The organism is Flagellimonas alvinocaridis (genome assembly GCF_965248585.1).
In the GTDB taxonomy this organism is placed as follows: domain Bacteria; phylum Bacteroidota; class Bacteroidia; order Flavobacteriales; family Flavobacteriaceae; genus Flagellimonas; species Flagellimonas alvinocaridis.
Genome location: NZ_OZ252111.1, coordinates 96,503 through 109,996, shown reverse-complemented (window position 1 = coordinate 109,996; position 13,494 = coordinate 96,503). Strand labels below are relative to the sequence as shown.

The following is a 13,494-nucleotide window of genomic DNA, read 5'->3' as shown; positions in this document are numbered from 1 at the left end:
TTATGGGCACCAAAAAAACCATAGATAACGTATTGGGTGGTGCATTGGTCATCATCATGTCTGCCATGGTCCTCAATGTGCTTTGGCAAGTTTTTACCCGTTTTGTGATGGGAACCCCAAGCTCGTTTACGGATGAATTGGCCCGATACCTCATGATCTGGGCCGGAATATTGGGAGCGGCCTATGTGGCAGGGAAAGATATGCACGTTGCCATTGATGTACTGCCCCAAAGGTTCAATAAAGCTACCCAAAAAAGGCTGTCGACTGCAGTTAAGGTTGCAGTAATCCTGTTTGCGTTATCGGTTATGGTCATTGGAGGCATTCGTTTGGTATATATCACTTTTGTGTTGGAACAGTTGTCACCTGCCCTTCAAATACCGCTGGCCTATGTGTATTTGGCCATCCCCATAAGCGGACTACTCATCGTCTACTATAAAATTACGGACATTTTAAATAAAAGCGAATAATGGAATATTTCCCCGTTTTGGTGCTGCTGATTAGCTTTATTGGTCTTTTGGCCATAGGCGTTCCTGTGGCTTGGAGCATTTCCATTTCCGCTTTATTGACTATGTTGGTCAGCATTCCTTTTTTACCGGCAACCACCACCTTGGCCCAACGTATGGGAGTTGGCTTGGATAGTTTTGCGCTTTTGGCCATTCCCTTCTTTATCCTTGCCGGAAACTTAATGAACAAAGGGGGTATGGCCCATCGTTTGATCGCTTTTGCCAAGACCTTGGTGGGTGCGCTTCCCGGCGGACTTGCCTTGATCAACATAACCGCCGCCATGCTTATGGGTGCCATAGCGGGTTCAGCCATGGCATCAGCCTCTGCCATGGGCAGTATTTTGGGTCCTGAGATGGAAAAAGAGGGCTATTCCAAAGAATTTGGAGCCGCGGTGAACATTACTTCGGCCACTACAGGCCTGATCATCCCCCCTAGCAATATCCTGATTGTGTATTCCCTGGCCAGTGGGGGTGTTTCCATTGCAGCCCTGTTTTTGGCAGGCTACATCCCTGGCATTCTTGCCGGAGTGTTTTTGATGATCGTGGCCATAATATGGGCCAAAAAGAAAGGATATACCGGACACGCCAAAAAAGGCGATTCTGGTATTCTGGCAATCGTAAAGACCTTTGTGGACGCTTTCCCAAGTCTGTTGTTATTGGTCATCGTTATCGGGGGTATCGTGGCTGGCATATTCACCGCTACGGAAGCGTCGGCCATTGCGGTGCTCTACTCTTTGATCCTAGGGTTTGTTTACAAGGAAATCTCCTTTAAAAACCTACCCAATATTTTATTGGATTCTTCCGTGACCACGGCTATGGTGTTGTTGTTAATAGCGGCTTCCATTGGCATGTCATGGGCCATTTCCTATGAAAATATCCCCCAGGCCACCAGCGATGTGCTATTGGGAATCAGTGATAATGTGGTGGTGGTCCTGCTGATCATCAATGCCATTTTATTGTTTGTGGGCGTCTTTATGGACATTACCCCGGCGGTCCTCATTTTTACCCCTATCTTTTTACCAGTTGTCACCAAATTGGGTATTGACCCTATTCATTTTGGTATCATCATGATATTCAATCTATGTATTGGTCTGTGCACTCCGCCCGTAGGTTCCGTCCTCTTTGTGGGCGTAGGTGTGGCCAAAACCTCGATCCAAAAAGTCATAAAGCCCCTTTTACCCTTGTTTTTGGCCATGATCGCCGCATTGTTGTTGATTACCTATGTCTCTCAACTGACTTTGTGGTTACCTAGCCTATTCGATGTATAAAAAAGAAAAAATGAATCATTTAAACTCTAGAAAAGTGAAGAATAACCAAAAAATCCTGAGTAGAATAACCGTACTGCTGACCTTGGCTTTAATAGCCAGTTGCGACCAAAAACCCAAGGATGATACCCCGTGGGTACCCCTGTTTGATGGAGAAAACCTCGAAGGGTGGACCGTAAAGGGAGGAACTGCCGAGTATTCGGTGGAAAATGGTGCCGTTGTGGGTACGACCAAACACAACACGCCAAACACCTTCCTCACCACGGATGCCTTATATGGTGACTTTATCTTGGAATTGGACTATTTGGTGGATTCTACCATGAACTCTGGCATCCAGATACGCAGTAACAGCATTCCCGAGTATCAGAACGGACGTGTCCATGGATATCAAATCGAGATTGATCCTTCGGACCGAGCTTGGAGCGCAGGCATCTATGATGAAGGCCGAAGAGGGTGGTTGAACCCCCTTACCGAAAACGAGGCTGCACAGAAAGCTTTCAAACAGAATGAATGGAACCACTATCGTATTGAAGCCATAGGCGATACCCTAAAAACATGGATCAATGGGGTTCCTGCAGCACATCTTATTGATGATGCCACTGCCTCAGGCTTTATTGCCCTTCAAGTACACAGTATTGGTGAAAACCAAAAAGCGGGCACAGAGATTCAATGGAAAAACATCCGAATTGTAACCGAAAACCCTGAAAAATACGCAACGGAATCGCCCATACCGCCCATCACTACCAAAAATCAACTTATTGCCGAGGACAAGAAGAGCAATTGGGAAATGCTTTGGGATGGAGAAACCACAAATGGTTGGCGTGGGGCAAAATTAGACCATTTTCCCGAGAAGGGATGGGTCATTGAAAATGGCGAGCTGACCGTGCTTTCCACAGGCGGAGGTGAATCTGAAGCCGGTGGGGACATCGTCACGGACAAACAGTACGACAATTTTGAGCTGAAACTGGAATTCAAGATAACCGAAGGGGCCAATAGCGGCATCAAATATTATGTGAATACAGACTTGAACAAGGGTGAAGGTTCCTCCATTGGATTGGAATTCCAAATTTTGGACGATGCCCGCCATCCCGATGCCAAACTTGGAAACCACGAAGGCAGCAGAACCTTGGCCTCCCTATATGACCTGATCCAAGCCGACCCCAACAAATATGTAAAACCCATTGGGGAGTGGAACACGGCGCATATCAAATCCAATAACAACCATGTGGAGCATTGGCTCAACGGAATGAAGGTTTTGGAGTATGAGCGCAAAAGCGATGCCTATAGAAAATTGGTCTCGGAAAGCAAGTATGTTACTTGGCCTCAATTTGGAGAGGCAGATAAAGGAAATATTTTACTGCAGGACCATGGAGATCGGGTCTCGTTCAGAAACATAAAAATCAAACAACTCTAAACATAACAGTATGGGAACGAGAAGAAATTTTATCAAAAAAACAACAGCAGGCACAACAGGTTTGGCCTTTGCAGGAGTTTTGATGCCCAACATGGGGTTTTCCAGTATTCTAGGCGCGAATGACCGCTTGGGAGTTGCCGTCATCGGGGTACGTAGTCGGGCCAAGGCCCATGTGATCGCCATCCATCAAGATGCCAATGCGAGGATTCTGTACAATTGCGATGTGGACGACACTATTATCGAGGAGCACAATGCGTGGTGCCAGAAGAATATTGGCTATATCCCCAAAGTGGAAAAGGATTTCAGAAAAATATTGGAGGATAAGGATGTGGATGCCGTGTTCATTGCCACGCCGGAACACTGGCATGCCCCTATGGCCATTATGGCCCTACAGGCCGGAAAGCACGTATATGTGGAAAAACCCTGTAGCCACAATCCTTACGAAAACGACCTTTTGGTAGCCGCCCAGAACAAGTACGGGAAGAAAGTACAGATGGGTAACCAGCAGCGCTCTGCCAAGACTTCGGCATCAGCAATTACCGATATCCGCAATGGGGTCATCGGGGAGGTATACAAAGGAGAAGCCTATTATTCCAACAATAGGGGTTCCATAGGAAAAGGAAACAAAATAAGCGTTCCTACCACTTTGGATTGGGGACTTTGGCAGGGGCCAGCCCCAAAAGAAGACTACCGGGACAATGTACATCCATACAATTGGCATTGGTTCAGGACTTGGGGAACGGGTGAAATCCACAACAATGGCACTCATGAAATTGATATTTGCCGATGGGCCTTGGGAGTGGATCTACCTTCGACCGTAACCTCTTTTGGTGGAAAATATACCTATGATGACGATTGGGAGTTTGTCGATAATCAACAAGTGACCTATACCTTTCCCGGAGATAAGTTTATCACTTGGACAGGACACAGTCGAGGCATTATGAAACCGGAACGCCCAGGGAGAGGCGCCACCATTTATGGAAGTAAAGGAACCATCCAACTCGACAGAAATTTCTATAAGCTATTTGATTTGGCGGGAAATCCCATAAAACTTGAGTACGAGCGTTCACAAAGTGCCACCACCAATACCCAGGGGATTGGGGGATTGGATGTGGACCATGTGGCCAATTTTTTCAATGCCATCAGAAAAGATGAGTCCTTGAACTCTGATATCAATGATGCCAGCGTTTCCACGATGCTTTGCCATTTAGGCAATATGGCGCAAGATGCGGGGCATACTTTGGAAGTCGACACCAAAACCGGAAAAGTGCTCAATGACAATGCCATTATGCAGAAAAGCTGGAAGCGGGAATACGCAAAAGGATGGGAACCTAAATTATAACCTATGAAACGAAGAGATTTTGTTACGAAAACCGGAGTGGCCGTAGCTGGAATTTCAGCGGTTGGTGCCATGCCATTATATCCCCTAAAAAAAGATGTGGTCCGTGTTGGCGTAATTGGAACGGGCTCTAGGGGCGGAGGTCTTATTCCCCACATCAACAGCATTCAAGGCCTTGAAGTGGCGGCGTGTTGCGATGTATTGCCCTTTAGACTGGAAAAGGGATTGGCCAAGGTTGAAGGCAAAGCAACCCCATATTCCGACTACAGGGCCCTTTTGGACAATTCTGCCATTGATGCCGTCTTGATCGCTACCCCCTTGAGTGAACATGCCCATATTGCCATTGATGCTCTTGATGCAGGAAAACATGTGTATTGTGAAAAGACCATGGTAAAAGGATATACCGCCATACAAAATGTGGTCAAAAAAGCATCGGAATCAAGAACGGTTTTTCAGACCGGTCACCAATACCACAGCTCCCGGCTATATACCCATGTGGTGGACTTGATAAAAAACGGGGAAATTGGGAAAATTGCCGCCATTGAATGCCAATGGAATCGAAATGGCAATTGGCGAAGACCCGTGCCAAGCCCTCAATATGAAAGAGCCATAAATTGGCGCATGTACCAAGAGTTCTCTGGAGGATTATTGGCCGAATTGTGTTCCCATCAACTCGATTTTGCCAACTGGTTACTCGAGGCCGAACCCATAAAGGTTATGGGAGATGGGGGTATAGACTACTGGAAAGATGGTCGTGAGACTTATGACAATGTCCATATGATCTACACCTACCCCAATGGAGTCCGGGCCAAGTATACATGCCTTACCAGCAACTCCAAGGACGATTACCTCATCAAGGTAATGGGTGATAAAGGCACTATCACTATTGACTATACCAAAGCTTGGTTTTATCCTGAAAAAAAGGAACAATACCGAGAAGTTGGTGAGGTTGATGGCGTTTCCGGAGCCACTATCAAATGGGATCAAAGCAAGGGCATTCCCATTGAAGTGGAACATTTGGATCCCAGCAAACAGGCATTGCTAGACTTTAGAAAAAGTATTGTGGACAACACGATGCCAAAATCCAATGCAATTAGCGGGGCCAAGGCAGCTATATGCGTCCAAATGGGATTGGATGCGTTACACAAACAAGAAATCGTCCCTTGGAATTCCAGTATCCTCCCATAGGTTTAAAAGCCCATGACTTAGAAAAGGTTTGTTATAATTTCTTTGTTTCCAACAATCCACAAAAATGCCCAATAGCGTTACAAATTGCTTGAGGCGTGTATTGACCTGAGCTGGTTATTTCCTTATTTTTAGGTAATAACCAAACCAAAATTATGAAACGAAGATCTTTTCTTAACAGCAGCATGGCCTTGCCCTTTCTTCATGTGGGCCTAGGCGGTAGGACTTTTGTGGACGACGAGACCATGGTCGTTGAAAAGTCCCAAAAAGGACGCCCCCATGAGGGCAAAGTATTGGCCGCAATCCAACCCCATTCCGATGACGTTCCCATATTCGCCGGAGGCACCGTGGCAAAACTCATCAACGAGGGGTATACGGGCTATCTGATCCGAACCACAAATGATGACCATGCGGGAAGGGGAGATACTTTTGGCGAGCTTATCGGCAACAATGAACGCGATAATGAAGCCGTTGCCAAGGCTCTAGGCCTGAAAAAGACGTATGATCTTCATTATCGCAATCACAGAATGGACAACATTAGCCCCGTTGAGCTTAGGGCAAGATTGGTTTTTTTGATAAGAATGCTAAAAATTGATACCATTATCACCTATGACCCTTGGGGCCACTATGAAGAAAACCCGGACCATTATGTCACGGCCAGGGCTGTCGAGGCAGCAAGGTGGATGGCAGGAGGAGGTAGGGATTACCCTGAGCACCTGGACGCCGGAATCCAACCGCATTTGGTCAAGGAACTCTACTATTTTGCCCGCGGTCCCCAACTCGTAAACCGGATTGTGGATATTTCCGATCATATAGACACCAAGGTGGCCGCCAATAGGGTGAACATTACACAAGGCCCTGCCGGGGAACATGGTTCAAGATTAAGGGAGCGCCTTCTCAAGGAGGGAAAGAAGCTGGATATTCTAGGAAATGATGCCGAAACCGCTAATCGAAATTATATCAAGCATTTTGTGCTGGATATTGACTCCAAGCGATTGAGGGGAACTCCTTCAGACAAAGAATTGGGCAGTCAGTTTAATTGCGAATATGCCGAAGCTTTCCATTATCGTGGCCCCGAACATTCAAATTTGGATGACTATATTCAAAAACATGCCTATTAAAAAACCCTTCCAAATCAATGACCTGAAAGGGTTTTTATGTGGTCCCACCTGGGACTGAACTATTTTTCTATTTGACTCATTTTCAGTGACTTGTAACTCAATAAATTTGATTACTCACCGAAAAACTCACCAAAACTACGTTGGATTTTAAATGAACGTATTTACTCTTAAAAATAACCATAATTATTTTAAGAGCCTCATTTCGATAAATGTATGTTCGATTTTATAATCGTTTTTTTCTTAACTAAAGTTGTTCCTATGGTTATGTTCGTCCCCCAATTTTTAGAACAGTTTTTATTATAAAACTAGCTTGATTTAAGCTGCATTTTTAAATATATCGATTGGTCCTTTAAATACATTGATTCATGTCTTTTTTCCTTGTTGTAGTACTCAAAATATTGAGTAACTTCTTATTAAATATTATAAAATTTCTTAGTTTCGAGGACTTCTTTTTATAAATTAATCCTGTTGAGTAATAATTTAATCTTACCTAAAATGATTTGGATAAAAGAAAGCTGGCTCCCAGGCGTACTATCAAAAAAACAACTAAAGAAAGTCATTGATAATGGATGGATAGAAAGGGTGGATAATTTTGAAGCCGCTTGTGATCACTCATCTTTGGATATCCATTTAGATGACGAGGGATTTGAAATGATTTCTGGCTCATTTAAACCTTTTGGAATTGATAACTATTCCGATTTCTTAAAAAATGTTCAATTTGCAAAACCATTAAGTAAAAATAAAAATGGTGAATATCAACTTGAAAGTTCAAAGACATATGTTTTTAAAATTAGAGAAAGATTTTCTGCCCAAATCAAACAATCAAGGATTTATGCTCAAGCCACTGCAAAAAGTTCAATTGGAAGAATGGATGTAATTGCAAGATTAATAGTTGATGGTATGCATGAATATGAATATATGGACCCTACAAAATTAAATACCGGGTATATGTATTTAGAGATTACTCCAGTTACATTCAATGTTAAGATTAAGCCAGGAATTTCTCTTTCTCAAATAAGATTATTTTTTGACCCTCCCGAAAACTCAATAATTCCCAGTAGTAGTATTTCTGAAGTCGTCTTAAGTGGGGGTGATCATACTGATGGAACTTTATCCGTTGACTTGTCAAATATTAATTGTGGTAATAAAGCTGCATGTGCTTATAAGGCAATTGGAGTAAAGCAGAATAATAAGGAATTCATACAACTATGGGACAAAGAATTTCTTGATCCTGAGAAATATTGGGAAAGGCTAGAATCAGAAGAAATCAAAGGTAAAGTTAGATTCAAAATTGAACCAAATGAATTTTATATCCTAAGATCAAAGGAAAGAATAAAATTGCCAAAAGGAGTTGCTGTTTATTGTAGGGCTATGGATGAAACCTTAGGAGAGATGCGTATTCATTATGCAGGATTTGTTCACCCTTTTTTCGGAGTTGACAGGGTTGACCACAAAGTGGGGACTCCTTTAATATATGAGGTTCGTGGGCATAACGTGAGTGTAAATCTTGGAGATAAAGAAAAATTAGCAAAATTAGTATTTTACAGAATGTCCGAAGACTCAGAACCTATTAAAAAGAAAAAAGCTGGTACTTCTTCAGATAAGAATATATATAGTGAGCAAGAATTGAAACTTTCAAAATTTTTTAAAGATTGGCCTACGGCTTCCAAAATATGAATTTATTTTATTCCGATATTAATATAGAGATAAAACGTATTCTCAAGTCAGATGTTCTTCTAAAAACTGATTTGCTTAATCAATTTAGTATCAACATATATAAACACGAAGAGAAATACCCAGATATTCGTAAGTGGTTGAACAATAAAGTTTTACCTGGCATTGTGTCAGGTGAACGAATTGCGTATTTGGGTTTTGTGGATGAAATACCTGTTGTTACCGCGATTGTGAAACTTGGAAAGTCATCAAAATTTTGTCATTTACATATTGAAAAGGAATACATTAATAATAATATTGGAGAGCTTTTTTTTACCATGATGACTTTGGATGTAAGAAATTATGCTAAAATGATTCATTTCACATTACCAGAAAGTTTATGGTATGAAAAGTCAGAATTTTTCAAATCTTTTGGATTTGATAAAATTCAAAAGTCAAATAAAAATTATAGAACTTCTGAATTAGAACTTTCAACCAGTGCGAACTTTAATTTAGTCTGGGAAAAAACTTTAAACAAATTACCTAAAATAATAAGCCTGCAAAGTAATGTTGAAAAGAGTCCTATTCAAGGAATCTTAATGAGTATAAAACCAAATTTTGCTCAGAAAATAATTGAAGGAGAAAAAATCGTTGAAATTCGGAAAAAATTTAATGAACGATGGATAAACAGTTATGTTACTCTTTATGCTTCAAGCCCTATTAAAGCTATACTTGGTTATGCTAAGGTTAAGGAAGTCAAATGTTTAAGCCCAAAAGAGGTTTGGATTCAATATGGTGGCCTTATAGGTTGCTCTAAATTAGAGTATGATGGTTATGTTGAGAAGTCGGAAAAAATATATGCGATACATTTTGAGGATATTAAGCCATATTCAAAACCAATATATACTTCACAATTATCAAACATAGTGAATAGAAAATTAAATGTTCCTCAATCTTATTCAGAAATATCAAAAAGTGAAAATTGGGCCCATGCAATTTCGGTTGCCGATTTAATAGAGGGCAAAATAACGACCTCTTTATCAAAATATTAGCTTAAACCTAAGAAAAGTAAAAAAATACAAATTGTAATATCTAAGACTTATCAATTTTTGGAGATAGAAACTGTTTTCGTTTTATGCCCAAAACACCTTGCCTTTCCTCAACGAAAAATGACTTTTACAATTTTTGGTTCTCCAAATAGAAGGAAAGACCGATGGCCTTTTGTTATTGATATTGACCTTCCAACATGGTTTCGCGTCATTCATAAGGTTAAGCATTATATTGTCCCCGCAACCGCAGGGACATTTTAATAATGCATACCAATAGTCCTTTTCTTTTTTGTCGCCCTCCAAATAAAGGGTTCTTTCGAGAGGAACCGCTGGCAGTTCAGAAACCACTTCATACTTGAATCCCTTTTCTTTCTTTTTAAAAAGGACTTTTAACCAATTAAACAGCTTGTTCACCAACATAAATCTCCAGTTCCGGTTCAAGATTACCAACGCCTATATTCTTTAATGTAGACTTAAGCTTACTCTCCCCCACTTCGTAAGAATTTATATCCCAATCAGACAAGTTGATACAAGTATGGCCATACTTATCGTTATCGCGATATCTATAAGGATGGAGTCTAGCTAGCATTTCATTTACAGCGAATGCAGCATAAGTTAAGTTGACACTAATTACGGCTGGGCTTTCAATTTCTATGTTATCAAAATACGCCTTCCTTTTTTCGAACTCCTCAGGAGATACCCTTCTTAGCGTTTCAGCCATTAATTGCTCTTGGGTAAAAACACCTCTTTCTAAAAAGGTTTTGGAACCTGGATATATGTAATGTATGTTTCCATTTATAGAGTCAACCCCCCCTCTTCCATCAGCAACTAATTTTACGCCAATATCAATTAATGGAACAATATAATATGTGGAAATTAAGTTCATATAAAATCTTCCTTCCACTGAATCTACACCGCCAAATATAAAATCACAGCTAGCGAGGCAATCAATTGCTTCCCTGCTTTCCTGAATTAAAGTTGGAAAAACAATAACTTTAGTTCCAAGACCGGTCTTTTCCACATGTTCTTTGAGTACCTCAACTTTAAGCCTTTTGCTATTGGCATCATCCATAGTGCTTCCTAATATTCTATTTAAGTTTTTGCGCTCAGAAAAATCAGAATCAATCATAACTATTGTACCCACACCTAATCGGTGCAGCTGCTCTACAACAGGACTTCCTGTGCCAGAACATCCAACCACCCCTACCTTTAAATCTTTCAGAATACGAACGGTTTTCTTTCCAAAAGCCTGCTGGTTTCGAACAAACTCTTCGGCAACAGATTTCTCCTGTACCATGTTATAATACCTTTTAATACTATTTCCAACTACCGTTATTTTTTCTAGTTCCTTAAAGCTTAGGTTATCCTTAACCATTCTGCCTCTCATCGAACCGTCTGGATACATTATAATGCTTGCATGTGGCAAATCAGAATTTGCCCATCCATAAACTGCCTCAAAAAAAGACTTATCAGAAATATCGTCTAATTCAGAAAAATTGGAGTTGGGCATAAAATGGGAATGCACTTTTACAATTGCAAAACCCTTGTCTTTTGCTTTTTCCAACAAATGTTCAATATGCTCTGTTTTCCAGCTTACATAGTCGATATCTCTTGAACATTTTTCATGTGGCATAAGAAAAACTTCGTGGGCCAGTAACCAGTAATCACCTTCATGATTTAATCGTCCACATACTATAAATGCCAGAGCTTCCAAACCATCTCCGTTATGGAGATGGTTCTTCAACTCTTGGCACATCTTATCTGTAATTTTAAAATGCACCATGGTTATCAACGTTTATCAAATTCAGCCGTTAAACATCTTATCATCAAATCTACATGAGACTCAACATTATGTAACTCCGGGTTCCATTTGTTGGCAGGTGTTCTATGCCTAGACCAACGTTGGTAACTCTTCCCTTCTATCGTTTGATAAGATAAAGCTCTTATTACAGCTCCGTCCTTTCTTGCAAGAGGAGGATTAAAATACATCATGTCCAATCCCGCCGCCGGATAATGCGGAGGTATCAGTATCGCTAAATCTGCAACTTCTACATTAAAGCCGTCCGGAATCTTGTAGTCTCTGAAGATTAACCATCTTAAATTGCGTTCTTGAATAAGGTCTACCTTACTCTCAACAGAATTCAAAAAAAGTACATCTTCATCGGGTAGGGCAAATTGGTTTTTAGCAACAAAACCCTCGGTACAATCCAAGGGTTCTGCAACAAACCTTTCTACTCCACATTCCGTAAGGTCAATTGTTTGGTCTGCTTCAACGATGACTTTACCTTTCTTGGTAAACATCCTTAATCTATGTGATTTTGGATTTTTACCAGCTAAAGCCAAAATTTCAGCACCAGACAATTTTTCCTTTTCAACTTTGTATTTCTCCCTGTTTATTTTCAGGAGATATTGAAAAGTGATTATGGGCGTCGCGCCTTCGCAAAAGCAAGTTTCTAGGTCTATGGTTTCTTGCTCATATCGCAGGATAATAAACCGTTCTATACCACATTCGGCAAGGTCTACTTTTATCAATGGGCCAACCTCCTTCTTACCCTTTTTTGTTACCATACGGATAAAATGGGTATCAGAACTTGTACCTGCTAACACATGCAAGTCATTACCTGTTATTACTTGTTCTCGTGTAGAGTGTTCTTCGTTATTGATTTTAAAAGAATACTCATATGCTATTTCGGGCTTTACACCATTACAATAGCACTCATGTAAATCGACTTTCTTGTTTTTCATAGTCTTCTTACTGTTTTTTTGTTAAAATATATTTGGCTACGATAATAAAGACCCACTTCACAATCCAAACATTTGATTAGGTGCTAGAGGGAATAGGTAATCTAGTAGCTATAGACCACCAGTTTATCCGAGTAAAAAAAAACAGTAAGGAGACTTAAAAGCTTTAAAAATTATTGAATAATCAGGCAGAAAAAGCAACCATTTGGTATTTTAAAGAAGAATTCATACCTTTGTGGTGAACAAAATAAAAGGTTTACTTGGGTTCTCAGCCCTTGTAAATTCAAACTTTAAGACCAAAATCAGGTAGTTTTCTGCCTGATTTTTTGTTTTCAGACAACCTGAATATGTTTCAAAGATAATAAAAATTATTACATGCTAAAAAGAAGCATTACCTATCTGGTAAATTTGAACTTTTTAATTTACCAAGCAAGTTAAAAATGCAAAATAATTTGCAAATTTTACTTAAAAGGTTATATTTACATAATAACTCTGAAAGGCTTAAAACACATATTTTTGATCTTTAAATTCAATAGATTTTAATCTATTGTAAAGACGTAATTACTTCGATATACTCCAAGACAAGCTCTATGACTAATAAGACAATCTCTGATTTTCAAACCCCAGGTCAAGCTTTAAAACATTTATTAACTTCTTATGGGTGGACACAGGACGATCTTGCTCACATTTTAACTATATCTTTAAAACACACGAATGAAATAATTAAAGACAAGAAGCCCATATCAATAGATATAGCAAGGCTTTTGGAGAAGGTGTCTGGATGGAAGGCATATGAATGGATAATGTTAGATGCAGATTTTCAACTTTCCAAAAAAATTGAAGAAACTAAAGAGAAATTAGTTGAACGCCAAGTTGAAGTATACAAATATCTACCCATAAATGAGTTGTTGAAAAAAGGTTGGCTAAAGCCTTATGATGATATTAATGGTCTAAATAAACAATTACATTCCTTCTGGGATATTCCGAAAAACAAACAATTGGATTTTTCGATTTTAGAATCTAATAATATCAATATAGAATACAGAAAATCTGATGCTTATAAAAATTCTACTAATGAAATAAATGCAAAGGCTTGGTATCAAATGGCCCTTAATCATTCTAAAAAATTAAAAGTAGAGCCATATAATGAGAAAGGCCTAAGAGAACTGATGTCTGAACTTCATACTTATACTGTAATGAAAAACGGGTCGGCAAATTCCTGA

Annotated in this window: 12 protein-coding genes; 9 read left to right on the top strand and 3 right to left on the bottom strand. The window is 40.0% G+C overall.

Annotation, left to right across the window (positions count from 1 at the left end):
* Positions 1 to 2: 2 nt before the first annotated feature.
* The 8 genes from ACP14V_RS00415 to ACP14V_RS00380 all read left to right on the top strand — a co-directional run bounded on the left by ACP14V_RS00415 (position 3) and on the right by ACP14V_RS00380 (position 9,532).
* On the top strand, positions 3 to 467 hold the full coding sequence (locus ACP14V_RS00415) for a TRAP transporter small permease (protein ID WP_272609128.1): 465 nt from the start codon (positions 3 to 5) through the stop codon (positions 465 to 467).
* Positions 467 to 1,771, top strand: a complete 1,305-nt coding sequence (locus tag ACP14V_RS00410) for a TRAP transporter large permease (RefSeq protein ID WP_272609127.1) — start codon at positions 467 to 469, stop codon at positions 1,769 to 1,771. Before ACP14V_RS00415 ends, ACP14V_RS00410 begins: the two co-directional genes overlap by 1 nt.
* 10 nt (positions 1,772 to 1,781) lie before the next feature.
* Complete coding sequence (locus tag ACP14V_RS00405) at positions 1,782 to 3,182, top strand: 3-keto-disaccharide hydrolase (protein WP_272609126.1); 1,401 nt, start codon at positions 1,782 to 1,784, stop codon at positions 3,180 to 3,182.
* 10 nt (positions 3,183 to 3,192) lie between these two features.
* Positions 3,193 to 4,524, top strand: coding sequence for a Gfo/Idh/MocA family protein (locus tag ACP14V_RS00400; protein ID WP_272609125.1), 1,332 nt, complete (start codon positions 3,193 to 3,195; stop codon positions 4,522 to 4,524).
* Positions 4,525 to 4,527: 3 nt separating this feature from the next.
* Positions 4,528 to 5,709, top strand: a complete 1,182-nt coding sequence (locus ACP14V_RS00395; protein WP_424987641.1) for a Gfo/Idh/MocA family protein — start codon at positions 4,528 to 4,530, stop codon at positions 5,707 to 5,709.
* A 152-nt stretch (positions 5,710 to 5,861) separates the two neighbouring features.
* Positions 5,862 to 6,827, top strand: coding sequence for a PIG-L deacetylase family protein (locus tag ACP14V_RS00390; RefSeq protein WP_272609123.1), 966 nt, complete (start codon positions 5,862 to 5,864; stop codon positions 6,825 to 6,827).
* A 495-nt stretch (positions 6,828 to 7,322) separates the two neighbouring features.
* Positions 7,323 to 8,504, top strand: a complete 1,182-nt coding sequence (locus tag ACP14V_RS00385; protein WP_272609122.1) for a 2'-deoxycytidine 5'-triphosphate deaminase domain-containing protein — start codon at positions 7,323 to 7,325, stop codon at positions 8,502 to 8,504.
* On the top strand, positions 8,501 to 9,532 hold the full coding sequence (locus tag ACP14V_RS00380) for an ASCH domain-containing protein (RefSeq protein WP_272609121.1): 1,032 nt from the start codon (positions 8,501 to 8,503) through the stop codon (positions 9,530 to 9,532). The genes ACP14V_RS00385 and ACP14V_RS00380 overlap by 4 nt, the downstream gene beginning before the upstream one ends.
* A gap of 81 nt (positions 9,533 to 9,613) precedes the next feature.
* On the opposite strand, the gene ACP14V_RS00375 is transcribed toward ACP14V_RS00380, so the two are convergent.
* From ACP14V_RS00375 to ACP14V_RS00365, 3 genes are read right to left on the bottom strand one after another with little or no spacing between them, the layout of a single operon-like run.
* Complete coding sequence (locus tag ACP14V_RS00375) at positions 9,614 to 9,949, bottom strand: DUF6527 family protein (RefSeq protein WP_409557922.1); 336 nt, start codon at positions 9,947 to 9,949, stop codon at positions 9,614 to 9,616.
* The gene (locus tag ACP14V_RS00370; RefSeq protein WP_272609120.1) at positions 9,927 to 11,312 is read right to left on the bottom strand and encodes a HesA/MoeB/ThiF family protein; all 1,386 of its coding nucleotides are present in this window, start codon (positions 11,310 to 11,312) and stop codon (positions 9,927 to 9,929) included. Before ACP14V_RS00370 ends, ACP14V_RS00375 begins: the two co-directional genes overlap by 23 nt.
* A 5-nt stretch (positions 11,313 to 11,317) precedes the next feature.
* A complete protein-coding gene (locus tag ACP14V_RS00365; protein ID WP_272609119.1) occupies positions 11,318 to 12,274 on the bottom strand; it encodes a multiubiquitin domain-containing protein in 957 nt (318 codons plus the stop codon).
* A 587-nt stretch (positions 12,275 to 12,861) separates the two neighbouring features.
* Here ACP14V_RS00365 and ACP14V_RS00360 point away from each other — a divergent pair.
* Complete coding sequence (locus ACP14V_RS00360; protein ID WP_424987637.1) at positions 12,862 to 13,494, top strand: helix-turn-helix transcriptional regulator; 633 nt, start codon at positions 12,862 to 12,864, stop codon at positions 13,492 to 13,494.